Raw genomic sequence first — 17,843 nt, forward strand, 5'->3', positions numbered from 1 at the left:
TAGAAAAAGAAGCAGAAAAAAGGCATGCACCGATTTTTTTCAGAAGAAAAATTAAATCAGCACATGCCTAAATTTTATATCTGTTACATATCTTAAAATTACCTTAGTTTACGCCAGCTTGTTCTTTCAACGCTTCCGCTTTGTCTACGCGCTCCCAAGGAAGATCGAGATCCGTACGTCCAAAATGTCCGTAAGCAGCGGTTTGTTTGTAGATCGGACGACGAAGATCCAGCATACGGATGATTCCAGCCGGACGCAGGTCGAAGTTGTTACGCACAAGCTCAACCAGCTTCTCTTCGCTCACTTTACCTGTTCCGTAAGTATCTACACTAATCGACACTGGGTTAGCGACACCAATAGCGTAAGCCAATTGAATTTCGCACTTGTCCGCAAGTCCTGCAGCAACCAGGTTTTTAGCCACGTAGCGAGCCGCGTAAGCAGCGGAACGGTCAACCTTTGTAGGATCCTTACCGGAAAATGCACCGCCGCCATGACGAGCGTAGCCGCCATAGGTGTCCACGATGATTTTGCGGCCTGTCAGACCAGCGTCCCCTTGTGGTCCACCGATTACGAAACGGCCGGTTGGGTTAATGAAATATTTAGTTTCTGCGTCCAGCAATTCAGCCGGTACGACAGGAAGAATAACTTGTTCTTTAATATCCTTCTGGATTTGCTCCAGTGTTGCTTCTTCGGCATGTTGAGTCGAGACCACGATCGTATCCACGCGAACCGGGGTATTGCCGTCATACTCAACCGTTACCTGGGTTTTGCCATCCGGACGCAGGTATTCCAGCGTACCGTTTTTACGAACCTCGGACAAACGACGAGCGATACGGTGAGACAATGCAATCGGAAGAGGCATCAGTTCTGGGGTCTCGTTCGTTGCAAAACCAAACATCAGACCTTGGTCGCCAGCACCAATGTTCTCGGTTTCCTTGTCCACTTGGGAAGGATCACGATTCTCCAGTGCAGCGTTTACCCCCTGTGCAATATCGGCCGATTGCTCATTCAGCGATGTCAACACCGCACATGTATTGGAATCAAAACCGTATTTTGCACGGGTATACCCGATTTCCTTCACGGTATTGCGTACGATGGATGGAATATCCACGTATTCGGATTTAGTGCTAATTTCACCAATGACCAAAACAAGACCGGTCGCAACGGAAACTTCACAAGCTACGCGTGCGTTCGGATCGTTAGCCAAAAAAGCATCGAGTACCGCATCGGAAATCTGGTCACAGATTTTATCCGGATGTCCTTCAGTTACGGACTCAGATGTAAATAAACGTCGCCCTGTTAAAGACATGAGATCAACCTCCCATATGAATAGTATGTGATATATCAAGAGGTCCTACACAAAAAATGAACCTTTTCCGACAGGAAAAGGTTTGAAATGTACAATCCTCAACATGCATATTAACTTATTTGTTACCAGGTGTCAATCCAGTAAGTAAGCTGTTTTTCAAGGATTTTCTTGGGCTTTTCAATCATTTTAATCAAGAATAAGTTCCACTTGTAACTGAAAAACGACTACAGTCTACCGAAGAGACTTTGTTCAGCGTTTCGAACCAAACGTTTAGTGATCTCTCCACCAACGGATCCGTTCTCACGGGATGTTAGATGTCCCCATCCAGGACGACGGCTGGAAGATCCACCTCCGATGGTTCCTAACTCGGAACCAAATTCCGTATCGGCTCCATTGGAACCGCTACCATATCCCACAGGCAATCCAAACTCTGCTGCAATTTCGTATTTCATTTGCTTCAGCATTTCACGACTCTCAGGTACCACTTGACGGTTACGACTGCTGCGTGCCATGAAAATACACCTCCTGTATTGGTTTTTACAGAAGTATTATTTGTCGATTTCAAGGCACTCACACGTATAAAACGTTGTCACAACTGGCAATAATTATAAGAGGAATAAGCCGGGCAAAAGTCCTCGCCATACCACTCGAGGATGAGCGATATCAGCAGGTGTCTAACGCACTCTAGTTGCCAATCATTACTTAATGGTGTAGCCGCCGCGCACCATGACAATCAGATTGCTTGTCTGTCCTTCTTTCACTTGAATGCCGCGACCTTCACGCGGGAAGGAAAGCAGATGGTTCTTAGGCGCCACTTGACCATTCAACAGGTCTTTACCATCGGTCAGGTCTGCAACGCCGCTAGAGACTTCTGTGTAGATTACAGCACTACCTGAACGCACGATGAACTCCGTTCCTGCGTCAGCAATAAGGATCTTGCCTGGTTTCAACGCAACGTTCTTAACTTCGTCAGCTCCCTGGGATGGCTCAGTGGGATTTGTAGGATTTGTTGGGTTCGTAGACCCTCCACCACCGCCATTCAGCGCTTGCTGGATTTGTTGGTCTACGTAGCTCTTGGTGACGACCGGGTCGTCGGTGGTGCCGGGGGTGGTGCCGGCACCGGTTGCGGTGTTGCTGTATACTGCACCGATCCATATGCCTGAGCCAATGGCCAGGGCAGCAAGGGATAATTTCCAATATGATTTCATAAATTATTTGTACCTCCTCAGTTTCCTGCTTATTCTATTAATTCTATTGAAAATGCTAGGAAGATCAAGCTACAGCTCTTGTGGAACGCCCTTCTTAATGATGAAGGTTGGATTTAGTTAATCTTGAAAACAAAAACACACCGGAGAACATAATGTCCCCCGGTGTGTCAAAACCTATTAGGTTTTATTATTTCGCACTGTTAACATAAGTGTTAAGATTAGTTGTTGCATTGTTGTAGGTAACAGCTGCAGTCAAGTATTGACCTGCTACTTCGTTATCTTTACCAACATTAACTGTGAATGAGGATGTGTTAGTAGTGAAAGCAACTGGATAGTCGCTTCTGCCACCAATGGAAACATCAGCAACGTTAGCTACACTCTTATCCAAGGTAACAGTCACAAAACCTGTTTCCTTATTGTAGCTAGCACTGGTGATTGCCACTCCGTTTGGTGCTTGAGAAGAAGCTTCAACTCTATACTCATCCGATTTAGCAGCAGCAGTTTTTGTGTCACGAGCAACAATGTACTGAGCGTTCTCTTTCACTTTTACTGAAACTGGTACGTTCCGGTATTTAGAATCAAGAGTAACTTCAACTTTACCGTCTACGTTTTTAGTAGCGTACTCACCAACTGTAATGAGCTTATTTGTTGAAAGGTCTTTAATTTCGAGGTCATTTGCCATACCTGCTTCACTAAATTTCCATTCAACATAAGTTGAGAAGCTAACCGTAAACTTATCTACATCTCTTGCAGAAACACCTGTTACTCTTGGTGCTGCAGTAATGTTAAGAGTCATGTCAACATTGTTAGCATAGTTAGTCTTGTTGTTAGAGTATGTTTCAATCGAGTTGTTTGCAAACAAGGTAACACCGCCGCCTGTAATATCGGAGCTAGCTTTCAAAGTCACTTTGTTCTCATCATAAGTTACAGTGGCTGGGTAAGAACCGTTGATCAGGAAATCACCCGCGCTAGCACGTGCAATTACTTGGTTGAACTCAAGTTCAACTGTTCTAGCATCAGTTAATTTTGCTCCCAACAATCTCAATTCGTTTTGTGTTTTTTGTCCCAAACTTACAGGATCCCAGTTAACGACTTGGCCAGTTTTGGATGTGAGACCAAATGCAAACACTTTGGATACAGATCCATTTGGACCAAATGTAACTTTTGTTCCGTTAATGTACTCTGGGAACTGAAGAACTACAGATTTGCCATTATTAACTGCATCAACAATCACTTCGTTAGGCAGAGCGATTCTTTGAGTAGTTCCACCATTCTTAGTGAATTCGATATAGTAGTTACCTTTTTCTCTAACTTTCGAAAGATCCATTTCTCTTCCGAAATGCAAGGCAACCTTGCGATTTGCTTCGTTGTAATCAACTTTAGAAATACTTGGGTTGGTTACATCAACAGCTTCGAATGAACCGTTGTATTCGTCCATTACGTTTCTCAATGCAGTCATGTCTTCTACATCTTTAATCTTCAAGCTATAAGTACCAGCTTCAAGGTTGTTAAAGAAGTATACATGGAAGATTTTATTGGAAGAATCAGCAGGCACAACTTGTTTTACAGAAATTGTTTTGTCGCCTTTTTTAACTGTGTAGTACTTAATATCCGCGGCTTTAACAGCTTTGTCAAAACGTACTGTCAGTGCATCATTTCTTTCAACACCATAGGTAGCTTCAAGAACATGAGGACGAGTCAAGTCAACGCTTGCTGTAACTTTATGTTCTTTAACCGCGTTTGCGTTACCGGAGTAATCTTTAACTTCAACAAACAAGGAAGTTTCATATCCTGGCAAACGATTAGCAGTGAAATCTATTTCATATACGTTTGCTGCGATTTGAGTTGCTTTTCCTTTTTTCTTGCTGTCGCCAGACTTCCAGTAGAAGCTTTCTTCTTTAACGGAATCCGGATCGATTTCTTCATCAAAAGTTACAGTTACTTTTTCCAAAGTAGCGGAAATTTCAGTAACTTTCGGTCCTTCATTGTCTACTGCAACTGTGAATTCTTTAGTATCAGCCAAAGACTTCAGACCGGCATAGTCTTCAACCAGGGAAGCAGTCAGTTTGTGCGTACCAACAGAGAGTTCGCCTGTGTAGTTCTTCAAGATCACTTCTCTTTTGTTCTCACCTTGTGTTACGGAACCAACAAAAGCTTTATCATCCAATTGGAAGTTGCTGCTAGTTGGAGCGACAACAGGCTCAGAGAATGTTACCTTGATAACTTTAGTTCCAAGACCTTTCACTTCAGATACTGTTGGCAGCGTGTTGTCGGACGAAGAGAAGGACACTTCACCTTGTGGGATTGTAGAGCCTTGTTCGCCTTTAACATTCTTCACAACAATCTTGTATGTTGTTCCTTGTACGAATTTGCTGGATTCGTTCAACAGGATACGTGCAGTTTTGCCATCTTCCAATACAGTAATGGATTTGATTCCTTTAGAGTTGGAATCGATGACATAGTTGTTTTTGTCAGTAGCAGACGCTTTGTCAACTTTACCGTCGAATACAACGTCAACTTCTTTCAAGTTCGTGGAAGTTGCGGATTCAACTTTAGTTGCAGATGTTACTACCCAAGTTACACTTTCAGTGTACTCGTAGTTGTTATGTGTGAATTTCACTTCAGTTGCAGTGTTAGCTTTCAGAGGAGTTTCCAGTTCAACTTTCACGCTTTCGTTGTTAGCAAGTTTGAAAGTTACAACTTTACCGCTCTCAGTTACATCATAAGAAACCACTTTTGGTTTTTGTTGCGACAAGTAGATTGTGTAAGCAACTTCAACCAATTGGGAACGGGAAGCGTTAGCTTTAGGGTTTGTTTTAGCATCTACCAAACCAGCGTTGATTGCTGCTTGAACATAACCTTTAGCCCAGTCAGAAGCGTTGTTGTTCGTTTCTGTTGGAACTTCCAGCTTTTGAGCAGTAACGAGAACCTTCGCCATTTCTTGAACGGTAATTTTACCGTTGAAGTCGAAGATCATTTTCGTTGTGTTTTTACCTTCCATGATACCTGCAGCGTATACTGCTTCTACATAAGGAGCTGGCCATTTGTCAGCTTTGTAGTTTTTGTCTTTGAAAGACGCTTTGCCTTGGATTGGCTCAAGACCCATGATGCCTACCAAAACTTTCGCGAACTCAGCGCGAGTCATTTCTTTGTCAAGACCAGCAGTTCCATCTGGATAGCCAGTGAAGATACCTTTTTCTTTCAGTACATCAAATTTCTGTTGTGTGTTAAGCGCATCGTCACCGAATGCAACAGAAGCAAACATGGAGAATGCCATTGCTGTAGACAGTGCTACGGATAAAATTTTCTTCATAACCTTTTTTTCTCCTCCTTGAATCATCACTTGATTGTTTTCTTTAATTTGGTAGCTCTTATCACTCATTGTCCTGCACCTCCTTTCCCGAGTTGAGCATAAATCATAAATGATGTCTGTGACGATATCACAGAATCTTGTTAACGAGAGAACACTACAAACTAGAATAGATTCCTAATCCTACCTAGGTATTATACAACGAGTCCCATACTCCGTAAAGAACATTTTTCTAATTAATAGACAATCTTCTTGCATCGGATAATCTTGGGTTCCTCATTGGGTTCTACATTATAAACGTTTGATTTCTCGAAAAGTTGCGGTTGTTGCAAAGTTTTTTTAAAAATATTTTCGAAATCATTTTCGATTCGCATAACATTGGGTTCATTACATATTGCGACAACAAAAAAAGACGCCCTGTGGGCGCCCTTTGTAGAATCCTAGCGAATCTTCATAGCAAGCTGGATAATGCGTGCACGCATCTCCGGATTGCTATGCAGTGTTTCGTACATCAGATCAATTTCCGCTTTATTCGTACGATATGTTTTGTCATGTTTTATTGTTGTATGAGACCATTGGATCAACGCATTCTCAGCCGCTGTCATTTCGTTAAATGAATCATGAAAGCCTGTCTCAACAACGAGTCCCTCCATGACTTCCTGAGTTATCTCATCATGAGCGGCACGAGCCAGCTCAATCTTCTTCTCCATCACTTTGGCCTTTTCCTCGAACTTGGTCTTCGCCTTCATGTAGTCGAGCTGCGCTTTTGATAATATCGGCTTCATAAATTCATCTTCACCCTCTAAAAATAGTATGTGCTTCCGCTATTGTAGCGTATTCTACATGAAATTACAAAACAATAGATATTGGTAAACGGTTTCCTGGCCTCTGATAACACCCATAAGATCTTGCTAATTATGCCATAAATAACCTTATTCATTAAAAACCGCGCATTAAAAAACGAGAGCACTGCCAATAGAAATTGGGCATCTGCTCTCGTTCCTTTTTCCCTACAGTTTCTTCTTATTTATATAGCCTACAGCATTTTAAGTTTGCCCATCATGCGTTTCACGATCGTCGCCGTATCTGCACGATTCAGCACGGCATCCGGATTGAAGTTATACGTTGGTTTCTTCTCGCCTTCTTTCAAGCTATTCGCAACACCAGTGATGATACCGGCCTTACTTACAGCAAGAATGGCTGGGTAAGAATAATTCGATTTGATTTTGCCTACATCTTCGAACTGCTTCTGAAGTGCTGCTTTATCTTTTTCGATTTCGCCCATCTTCAGGTTCAGTGCGCGTGCAATCATGTTGGCCGCTTCTTCGCGAGTCAGTTCCATATTAGGAGCGAAGCTTCGAGGCGCTATGCCGCGAATGATCCCTTTTCTGGCCGCTGTCTCAATGTAACGGTAATCCCACTGCATGCTGTTGACTACACTTTCTTGATAGATGTCATCAAACGTCAGCTTGTTCTTATCGGTATCATAATCCAACGGAATATCGAGCAGCTTCACTATAATAGTAGCTAATTCACCGCGAGTCATTGGATCATACACGCCGAATGCATCCGTCTTGGATGCCTTCATATATCCTCTTGCCAGCATCAATTCAATATCGTTACGTGCCGTTTTATGCGAAATCGCATCGGAGTAGCTATAACGCAAGGATTTAACTGCGTAATACCCAAATCCCTTAAATGGTGCCGTAACAGTTTTCTTCTTGGCGTCTACTTTCCCGCCGATGTTGATCCAAGTTCCTTGGGACGGGTTATACCACCAAATACCCAGGTTGCTGGAAGCTGAGTTCACCAGTGCGGAATCATATTTCAAGGTTATCGTACCTTTTTGAGACAATTCCATCCAGTTCTGCGGAATCAAGCGTTGATGAAATTCGTTTCCTTTTGCGTAAGGATGAGCTGCTGCCTTTACGTTAAAGTCCTCAATGTTGCTGCTGTATGCATTAAGCGAACCCGCATCCAGCCAGTAAAGAGGCGATGAGTAGCCGTAATGGGCTGCCGGAGTGAAACGGAACGCATTGTTGTTATCCCCTGGAATCAGGGACAAGCGTCCATCCATTTCTACACCGTTCTCGATTTCACCAATTCGATTGTAAGCCTTAACGGTCCGTCCATCGATCTGATTGGCAATACCAAACAGAATGTCATGCTCACCAAGCAGATTGATTGTAGGCACTTCTGCATTCGGACTTGATTTTGCCTGTTGAAGCACCGTGCCTTTCGGCAAGGACAGGGACAAATCACCCTTGAATACTTTAACCTTACCTGACTTCGAAATATTCGTTTTAAACTGAGAGCCTTCGGTTGCATCATCCGTGTACGTTACAACGAATTGCCCGCTTGTCTTTTTAGTGCCTTGTTCGATCGTGAACTTGATGGTGTTTTTGCCATTTTTCAGGTTCTTAACTTCAAGACGGAATATGTCGCTGATCTCGGATTTCACCATTGGCGTTTTGCCAATCAGAATGGAGTCCGCGCCTTCAGCCTTGATGCTTACCTCTACAAAGTTCTGTTTCAGAACACCTTCGTTAGGAAGCCTAGGAGAAAGGACTTCGTAAGGCGCACGCTCACGCGTAATCTCAATGGTATCCGTTGTGGTAACCGACTGATAACGCGAACCGATGCTGATTGCCTGCAATCCTACCTCAGGAAGTGCTAGCTCTTTAAACACAACGCGGGCAGAGCTGGAGTTGGCTCCATTGACAATGGAATAGTACAGGCTGTGATCCGCTTGATTAATGGCATCCAATTGCGTCTTCAGTGCACCGCCAGAGAGCGTCCAAGTTCCTGTGTTGTCTTTGGTAAAGACTGCAAAGATAGATGGCGTAGGATGACTAAGGTTCACCGTAATCTCATCCGTGTATTCCACCTCAAAGCGAAGACCCAGAGCCTTTTCATATGTGTTATAGGCGTTCTCGGCCGTTTCTCTGAACAATCCATCTGGATCGGATTCTGTTGCGGAACCAACCGGGAATGGAATCATGTTTTTGATTACCGAGCGCGTATCGCTAAAATAGAGCAGAGTCAGCTTCGTCGAGATTTTCCCGCTCTTGTCAGCGACCACCAACGTATTCGGACCTGGAATCAGCTGCAGGAATGCAGCATCAGAAAAGCTAAACTCGCCGTTTCCGTTCACTGTCAAATCGCGAGTATTACCATTCAAGGAAATCGTAAGTCCTGATGTTCCCGTGTAGTTCACAATCCGACCCGTAACTTGATTGAAATCTGTACTATTCTTAAACACCTGATTGTTATACAAATGATAAATATCAATATAAGTGGAGGACAGGAACGTTACCGGGATCACCTTCGTATCGGAAACGCCCGATGCATTGCTGACCTTGATGATCAGGTTTTGTTGTCCTGAAGGCAAATTCGTAATTTTGAAAACCGTGTTGCCTCCATTATAGGTAAGTTTCTGGGCAATCGTGCCGCCGCCCTTGCTGGATTCAATCTCGACATTGCCTGCGTTCACTTGTTCGACCATCAAATAGATCGGAAGTTCATTCAGGACGGTGTCGTTACCGCTTGGAAAAATGGATTGGGAGGTAGCTGATACCGTTCCGCCACTCTCGGTTACACCGTATAGTTGATACACCTGCTTGATTGTAGGTGCATTGACATCACGATAAGTAAAAGGATTTTTCACATCGAAACCAGTGGTAGTGTCCTTAGTGTAAACAAAATACTCCCCGCTCTGTGTGATGCTAACCGAGCCAGTGGTTGTAAAAGGATACATCAAGCTGTTACCCAGGATGCTTGCTGCTCCTACGGTTGCCTGCGAGCTCATGATTGGCACCGTGGATCCTGTCGGAAATACGGATACTTCAAGAGTTGGCGGCACCGCTGGCGTACCAGCCGGAGGAGCATCCATGATAACATAACCGGAGATGACGCCGTTCACATTACCGGTTACAACGGTCTGCCCATCGATCTTAGTGTTACCGATCTGCAGTTGATTGACCGTCAGGGAGCCTGTCGGATGATAGACAACCTGTCTATTGATGGTCTGGGTTTTCGATTCCGAGTTCACGACGATCACCAGATCGTTGACACCCTTCTGCAATTGGATCCCTGCGGAGTAAAACGTATCGCCGCCGCCCGGATACATGGCCATGCCGTTAACCGTCACGCCTTTGGAGCCATTGGTTGCTTTTACCGAGATACTAACCGTCTGCGTGGTAACGACAACCGGCTTGGAAGCATTCTCTTCCAGCACACGTCCATCACTGAGTGCTACTTCATAAACAGCCGGTACATCGGAGAACTTGACATAAGCTGTGGCACTCATCTGCTGACCTTGCGTGCTCATACCCGACACGATGATTTTGTTAACGCCCTGATTCAATTGGACATTCAGGAATTGGAACGTATTCGCTGCTTCGTCCAGAATCGGCTTGACACCTGTTCCGCCCGTGGTTGTGTCATCGAAGCGTTTAATCTCATATGAGATGGTATTCGGATTAATGCCGTTATAGGTACCCGAAACCGTAATCGAGCTCCGGTTCTCCGGCGTTGGAGAATTCGGATCCGTACTTAGATTGGAAAAGTGAAAATACAAGGCTCCATTTGCAGCAGAAGCCGGTAATGCCGGAATTAGGGAAAAGAACATAGCAATGGCCAATAACAGGCTTGCTATTGTACGGAAATTTTTCTTCAACGGTTGTGCCTCCTTGATCATTCGGACGTTGGCGTCCGTTTTGGGTGTTACGTCGTTCACTGGGTCCCCTCGCTTTCACTGACAGATTGATTCTAGCGCATAGTTCATATATCGGAAGCGAGTGTCCTATTATTTAGCAAAAACCACAAAAAAGCCTCACCCTTTTTGGGTGAGGCTGGCATGTCCGATCCGGACACATCATGAAAAAGAATAAGTTCTACTTCGTGCGGCTTTCGGGATTTGCCTTCATTCGCATCCGATTGATCAGACCCAGAATCGGCCGTTTGGTCTTGCCGACCAGTCCGATAATTTCCGCACCGATCTGCATGAAACACATCATGACGCAGATCACGACGAAGGTGACCCAGTTGGCTTCATACATGGCAGCCGAAGATTGAATGACGGCCAGTACGCCGAAAAAGGCGGCAATCACGTAAATAATCAACACCGTTTGACGGTGACTGAATCCAAGCTCGCGCAGACAATGATGCAGATGTCCCTTGTCCGGAGCGAAGATCGGTTTCTTCTGGATTTTACGACGGATGATAGCGAAAAACGTATCAGACAACGGAACACCGATAATAATCAGCGGCGTAATGAAGGATACAATCGCAATCTGTTTAAATCCAAGCAAGGACAGCATGGCCAAACAAAATCCAAGGAATAACGAGCCCGTATCCCCCATGAAAATCTTGGCCGGATGGAAGTTGAAGAACAGGAACCCGATAATGCTGCCGAGCAGCAGCAGGCATAGCAAGGCAACGGTGGTGTTGCCCATCAAGACGGCCATGACCAGAATCGTGCCGATCGCAATGCCGGAAACACCGGCTGCAAGTCCATCCAGTCCGTCAATGAGATTAATCGCGTTGGTTACGCCGACAATCCAGAAGATGGTCAGTGGAATCGATACCCAGCTCTCCAGCATGGAGTACCGATCCTGGAACGGTATATTTACAAAGTCCACGGTAATATTAAATCCGAATACAACTACGCAAGCAGCTGCAATTTGAGCCAGAAACTTCACTTTGGCCGAAAGTTCAAATCGATCATCCAAGGCTCCGATCAATACGATCATGGAACCGCCGATCAGAAATGCCTTCATAAAGTTGGCATCCCGAGGCGACAGGCTATCCGGAAGAAAAGGAAGAACTGCAATCAGTCCAAGAATAAAAGCCAGATAAATGCCGAGTCCCCCGAGTCGGGGCATGATCCGGGTATGAACCTTGCGGGCATTAGGAACGTCAACGGCACCAATCTTAACCGCAAACTTCTTCACAAGCGGCGTTAAGAGCAGGGCGAGCGTCAGCGATACGATAAACCCGATGATGTATATCATTAACATGTAATCATTCGACCCCCAATAAAAGTCTACCGGTTGAATTATACTCCCTTCGGGTCCAAAAACCAATACCAATTTCCGGTGAAATCCCGGATTTCCCCCACAGAAATGAGCCGTTTAGCTCGATTTCGTTACGTTTTCTTTCTCGCGCAGCACTTTCACTACGAATTTCGGCAGCGCAAGCATTCTTTTGTAACGGGTGGGCTCCTTCAGAAGGCGGTAAAACCATTCGAGACGAAGCTTTTGGAATACTTTCGGCGCCCGCTTCAGTTTGCCGGAGATAATATCGAAAGATCCCCCGACTCCCATAACAACCGGAACTTGAAGCGCTTGTTTATGCTGCGCAATCCAAGGCTCTTGGTTGTCCGCACCACGGGCGACAAACAAAATATCCGGTGAAGCTGCCCGAATCTGATCAATGACGGCAGCATCTTCATCAGGTCCAAAAAAACCGTCCCGGTAGCCGCATATAATCGCAGCCGGATATTGCATTTGTAACCTTTCGGCTGCTTCCTGAATCACTTCGGCAGTGGTTCCCAGCAGAAAGAACTTCCATCTATAGGTTTCCCCGACCTTCAACAATTCATGTAACAGCTCAAAGCCGGTGACGCGCCCCTCCAGCGGTTCGCCGCCCACACTGGCGGCCCAGACGATCCCCGTCCCATCCGGAACGATGATTTCGGCACTTTGCATCATCTGTTTATATTCCGGTTGGTTGACGGCCGTCATCACCATGATCGGATTCGCCGTTATGACATGGTGGGGCTGCCTTGACTGAACAGCCTCGGTCAGGAATTTCACCGTATCTTTCATACTAAGCTTGGAAAAAGGAATCTCGAACACCGATACGGTAGGAAATGGATAGGTCTGTTTCATGTTTATCATCCTCTATGGCGTAAATATTGGGCAATGTGGCGTGCAGGCAGCGCAGCCTCTTGTTTCAATACGGATATCTGCTCGCCGTGCTCCGCCTTCCATGCCGCTGCATCGTCTAACAGCTTCAGCATCTGATCCTTTAACGCATCTGCGTCAAGTGATTCACTGCTTCCTGCAGGTTCGCTGCCCAGCCGCTTCAAAAAGTGATTGATTTTCGGATCATAGGAAATTCCGAGCAACGGCACACGCTGATTCGCTGCATAGATCAGGCTATGCAGACGCATGCCCAGTATCATATCACAACGACTAACCTCTCGCAGCATGTCCTGCGGCTGCTTCTCATCACGATAGAAACTGATAATCGAACCATTCTTGGAAATATCGCCAATGCCGCTAGCAATAAACTGCGAAGCCTCAAGATCATCCGGCTGATGAAAAGGGAGAAAGCGAAGATGTACCGGACGATGTGCGGCTAATGCCTTTAAACCTTCCGCAACAGCCTTCAGCTCTTTGCGTTCCGGATGCCAATATCGAACCGAAATACCGATAACCGGCAGAGATCCTTCCCCTTCCGTTTCGCGATTGGATAATGAGGACTGCACTAAAGGTTCTTCGAATGATTCACGATGTTCTTCTATAGAAGAAACTGATGCGGCATCGTTCTCTTCTAACCCCGATCCCGGGTTGAAATCAAGCTGAACATCCTCCCCCTCTGGCAGCGGCAAGCCCATCACCGGATCGGGTACGACGTGAATGGCTTCCCCTGATATTCCCATCGACTGAAGCAGTTCACCTGACTGAATGTCACGCACCGAGATGTAGGTGCATTTTCGGAAGATCGAGCGAATCATCGGATAAAACAGCTTACGGTTAACCGGACCTACGCCCTGCGCATAAATAAACGTCGGTTTACCAAGCCACTGCGCGATCTTGAGGACGCCCAGATAATACGGGATCGTCTTTGGGCTGGTAGCGTCCTGCAGCAAGCTTCCTCCACCGCTGATCAAACCGTCGCTGTCCTTGATTGCCTGTCGAACTTCTCCCAGCTTCATCCGGTGTATGGACTTTACCCCATAGGCAGCCGAAGTCCAATCCGGGTCAATGGAAAGTACCACGGGGTTGATATCAACTCCCGCAGCCTTTCCTTCCTGTTCCAGGGCGGTCAGGATGGATTTCAGGACCGCTTCGTCACCGCTATTGCTAAATCCGTAGTATCCGGAAATGACTATTGTCTTAGAAGTGGAGACCATCGTTTCCAGATCCTTTCTGCCACTTGCCATACCAATATCGCGATCAATCCGATAATCAAGCCGAGTCCAAGACCCAGTACAACGCGAATGGCCGAAATATAGAGTGGCGTGTGAATATGCGTGAATGTTCCGACCATCGACAGCTGCCCCATTACACCGATAATGAGCAGATAAACGGCATGACGGTATTTAAATGACAGGAACACGCCGAGTACCATCATTGGATGGGCAAGCAAGAACTCCTTATTACGCGGACGTACGCCAAACGTATTTTCCAGGAATGTACGGAATGCCATTTCGATCGACGACACAGAGCCTGCATTACCTGTACGAGTGAGATAGTACCAACCGACAATAGCCACAATACCGGCTGCGATAACCCATGTCAGCGAGATCGGTGCTTTAAGCAGTTTCAGAATAGAGCTATAAGTAGATCCCCCTCGGTACAGAACCACGTAGATTGCAATGAGTCCTATCGGCGCTGCAGCCAGCAAGCTCACGCCGCGGAACTGATCCAGAACGAGCATATAGGTCACATTATTCAATAACGCAACAACGATCGGTACGGCTGCAAGCGACAAGATCGTGGTCTTTATCAATAGTACGATCGAATGGGTGACTCTTCTGCCAGAACTCATGTCCGGTATGCTCTGCTGCGTTTCATTGACTTTGCGAATCGCCAGAATGACGGCAACCGTTGGAGCACTGATCGCCGCAAATAAAGCCAAGGCCTGTTCAAGCAAGGTCGGCTTCAGAACATACAATCCGGCACTGCCCAAAAGCCCGATCAGGAAAGCGGCAATCGTAAGGAACGGAATGTAATAGGAAATCATGAGCGAAATCAGAGCTATGGCTCCGACGACAGCCCCAAGCTTGAAGTAACGCTGCAAGGAAGAGTCGGTCACCTTAAACGGCTCTGCAGGACCCATGGTGAAGCCATTGTCCTCGATCTGCTTAATGGCCTGACCTGTACCTGTCAAACTGTCAATCAAATTATCCAGCGGGTGAGTAACGGATGCCTTGGTCATATCTCGGCTCGGCTCCGCGTTTAAATAGAACATTCGAATGTTACGATCTTTGGAAGCCAGAGCAAAACGGTCTCCAATAACCTCAGGCTCCAGATTAGCATCCCGCTCGCTTAAGGAATAAATACGGGTTACGTTGTAATCTGTTAAATAAGCAAGTTTCGTAAATCCTTTTTGAGGACGCTTGATATTCTCAATCGCCACGAGGCCGATGCCATGTTGGTTCAAAAGCTCGCCAAAGGAATCCAAGCTTTTCATGTCTGCATCATCATTGAAGCCTCTTGCGGAATCACCTTCAAACAAAATTCGTTTTACGCCGTTGTCCGCGAAGTACGCCATCAGCTTCTCCATATAGGCCTGGTCATACGGAAGACTGTCCGACAGACGCGGCACAATATTAAAGCCCTTCTCTCGCAGCATGCTTATGGTAATAGGGTCTGGAGACAGCGGCTTAATCACCGCGTTGGAACGCGGAGTTTCCAGCACCAACCCATCCACTCCACGATCGAACTGCCAGGATCTTACCGGAATACCCAATCTCGTGTAGGTTTCTTCGATAATGGGTTTAATTAAAGTCGCGCTTTCCTCGTTCAGGAATGAAACATACGTAAAATTCTCGTTCGGGGAGATCGTCGTACCTGTCAGATCAGCGACCTGCTGCCCGTCATATACCGATATTCGCCGCGATTTCACCAGCTCGTCCAGCGTGCTTTCATAAAGCGCCATACTGATTACGCCGGCTTCTTTCAGGCGATCCAGCTGCTCAGATACAAAATCCTGCGGCTTGGATTGATACGCCGCGACATCCAACAAATCCCGATAATCAAACACCAGCTCTACATTCTTTGATGTTGATTCTGTTTGCAGTCGGTCATAACCTACCGGCAGGGCCGCTGCAACGCCAAGAACAACCAGAATCCACAGCCACTTGCGGGCTGCTGTGTTCCAGCGTTTCCAATTCTGAACCACGAAAGTACCTCCTCATTGAACCTATGGAAATTTACGATGGAGGGCAACAGCTCTTAGGGGCCTTGCAGCAACCATCGTAAATTCCCTTCGTTCTCTTCTCTCATTCAATGTATTTATGTTTAAGCGTCTACCCGGGCCATGACTTGAGCCGAGAGCGATAGAATTTTGCGATTCGCATCGGCGAGGGATTCGCCGCGCACGGCAAAATACACTTTGATCTTCGGTTCGGTACCGGAAGGTCTCAGGCAGAACCAAGATCCGTCATCAAGCAGATACTTTAACACATTTTCCTTCGGCAACCCGTCCAGGCCTTCGGCATAATCAAGCACCTGCTTAACCGGCACGCCTCCGACTTCCCCTGGCGGATTATCGCGCCAATCGGACATCTTCGCTTGAATCTGGGCGACGCCATCCTTACCCTTGAGCGTCCGGGATTCCAGTGTCTCGAGGAAATAACCGAACTGCTCATACAGCTCCTGCAGGACATCGTACAGTGTCTTGCCTTGTCCTTTATAATAAGCGGCTGCTTCGCATATGAGCATCGAGGCCAATACGGCATCCTTGTCGCGGGCATAATTGCCAGCCAAATAGCCGTAACTCTCCTCATAACCAAACAGATACGTATGGCTGCCGGACTCCTCGAACTGGGTCATTTTCTCACCAATGTATTTGAAGCCTGTCAATGTATTAAAGACGGTGGCACCATAATACTCGGCAATCGCCGCCCCCATCTCACTCGTTACGATCGTCTTGATAACCGCACCATGATCAGGCAGCTTACCCGCTTCCTTCAATTGCCCCAGCAAATAGTGGATCATAATCGCGCCGGATTGATTGCCTGTCAGCACGACGTATTCGCCCTGGCTATTCTTCACGACAGCCCCCATACGATCCGCATCGGGATCCGTCCCGATCAAAATGTCAGCTCCCACTTTCTCGCCCAGCTTCATCGCGAGGGTAAAAGCTTCCCGCTCCTCCGGATTCGGGGATTTGACGGTGGAGAAGTTAGCATCCGGCTCGGCTTGCTCCGGAACAACATGAATATGCTTAAAGCCAATGCTCTTAAGCACGCGCTCTACGGGTGCTTGCCCTGTTCCATGTAACGGCGTGAATACGATATGGATATCTTCGCCCAGCTTGGATTTGATAAGATCCCGGTTCACGCTGACACTCGCCACCGTATCCGCAAAAGCCTGGTCCTCCGCTTCGCCCAGCCAAACCAGCAGGCCTTGAGCCTCTGCATCCGCTTGAGACAGCCTCTTAACCGCAGAGAAGGAATCCACCTCCTGTATCCGGGCAATCACGTTCTCTGCTTCGTCCGGTACCAGCTGGCCGCCTTCACGGTTGTACACCTTATAACCGTTGTATTCCGGCGGATTATGGCTTGCCGTGATGACAATCCCTCCGGTAGCACCCAAGTGACGCACGCTGAATGACAATTGCGGCGTTGATCGCAAGGATGGATACAGCTTCGCTACAATCCCGTTTCCGGCCAAAACCAAAGCAGCCTCTAACGCAAATTCCGGCGAGAAATGCCGGGAGTCATGGGCAATGACAACAGAAGGCTTGCCCTCCGCGGTGCCGTGAGCCTCCAATATATACTGTGCAAAGCCTTGCGTTGCGCGGCCTACCGTATATTTATTAATCCGGTTGCTGCCTGCACCGATAACACCGCGCAGACCGCCCGTGCCAAATTCCAGATCACGATAAAACCGTTCCTCCAGCTCTTTGGTGTCGTGCTCGAGTGAACGCAGTTCCTGTTTCGTCTCCTCATCTACATAAGGATCATTCAACCAACGTTGTACCGTATCGATTGTTCTCTGACTCATCTCTGACATGAAAAAAAGTCTCCCTTCCTCATCCAAACAAGAATAGTCTG

General features: G+C 46.7%; 11 protein-coding genes. All 11 read right to left on the reverse strand.

Going from position 1 to position 17,843, the window contains the following annotated elements; all coding sequences use genetic code 11:
* Nucleotides 1-103 precede the first annotated feature (103 nt).
* A complete protein-coding gene (metK, locus tag MKX98_RS31580; RefSeq protein ID WP_194539927.1) occupies nucleotides 104-1,309 on the reverse strand; it encodes a methionine adenosyltransferase in 1,206 nt (401 codons plus the stop codon).
* A 224-nt stretch (nucleotides 1,310-1,533) separates the two neighbouring features.
* Nucleotides 1,534-1,821 carry an alpha/beta-type small acid-soluble spore protein gene (locus tag MKX98_RS31585; protein ID WP_100540939.1) on the reverse strand — a complete coding sequence of 96 codons (288 nt, stop codon included), beginning with the start codon at nucleotides 1,819-1,821 and terminating at the stop codon, nucleotides 1,534-1,536.
* A 186-nt stretch (nucleotides 1,822-2,007) separates the two neighbouring features.
* A complete protein-coding gene (locus MKX98_RS31590; RefSeq protein ID WP_339220325.1) occupies nucleotides 2,008-2,517 on the reverse strand; it encodes a hypothetical protein in 510 nt (169 codons plus the stop codon).
* A gap of 187 nt (nucleotides 2,518-2,704) precedes the next feature.
* Nucleotides 2,705-5,899: an S-layer homology domain-containing protein gene (locus MKX98_RS31595; protein ID WP_339220327.1), complete on the reverse strand. Its 3,195-nt coding sequence runs from the start codon at nucleotides 5,897-5,899 to the stop codon at nucleotides 2,705-2,707.
* A 368-nt stretch (nucleotides 5,900-6,267) separates the two neighbouring features.
* Nucleotides 6,268-6,612, reverse strand: a complete 345-nt coding sequence (locus MKX98_RS31600) for a hypothetical protein (RefSeq protein ID WP_071219815.1) — start codon at nucleotides 6,610-6,612, stop codon at nucleotides 6,268-6,270.
* Nucleotides 6,613-6,863: 251 nt separating this feature from the next.
* Nucleotides 6,864-10,505, reverse strand: a complete 3,642-nt coding sequence (locus MKX98_RS31605) for an S-layer homology domain-containing protein (RefSeq protein ID WP_339220329.1) — start codon at nucleotides 10,503-10,505, stop codon at nucleotides 6,864-6,866.
* Nucleotides 10,506-10,722: 217 nt separating this feature from the next.
* Nucleotides 10,723-11,847 carry an MraY family glycosyltransferase gene (locus MKX98_RS31610; protein WP_071219817.1) on the reverse strand — a complete coding sequence of 375 codons (1,125 nt, stop codon included), beginning with the start codon at nucleotides 11,845-11,847 and terminating at the stop codon, nucleotides 10,723-10,725.
* 114 nt (nucleotides 11,848-11,961) lie between these two features.
* A complete protein-coding gene (locus MKX98_RS31615) occupies nucleotides 11,962-12,720 on the reverse strand; it encodes a WecB/TagA/CpsF family glycosyltransferase (protein WP_339220331.1) in 759 nt (252 codons plus the stop codon).
* Between the two features lie 5 nt (nucleotides 12,721-12,725).
* Nucleotides 12,726-13,970 (reverse strand): polysaccharide pyruvyl transferase CsaB, encoded by a 1,245-nt coding sequence (gene csaB / locus MKX98_RS31620; protein ID WP_339224630.1) that lies wholly within the window; start codon nucleotides 13,968-13,970, stop codon nucleotides 12,726-12,728.
* The gene (locus MKX98_RS31625) at nucleotides 13,946-15,964 is read right to left on the reverse strand and encodes a DUF5693 family protein (protein ID WP_339220332.1); all 2,019 of its coding nucleotides are present in this window, start codon (nucleotides 15,962-15,964) and stop codon (nucleotides 13,946-13,948) included. The genes csaB and MKX98_RS31625 overlap by 25 nt, the downstream gene beginning before the upstream one ends.
* Nucleotides 15,965-16,083: 119 nt before the next feature.
* Nucleotides 16,084-17,802, reverse strand: a complete 1,719-nt coding sequence (locus tag MKX98_RS31630) for a phospho-sugar mutase (RefSeq protein ID WP_339220334.1) — start codon at nucleotides 17,800-17,802, stop codon at nucleotides 16,084-16,086.
* Between the last annotated feature and the right edge of the window lie 41 nt (nucleotides 17,803-17,843).

This window comes from Paenibacillus sp. FSL W7-1332, from assembly GCF_037969785.1.
Classification (GTDB): domain Bacteria; phylum Bacillota; class Bacilli; order Paenibacillales; family Paenibacillaceae; genus Paenibacillus_AQ.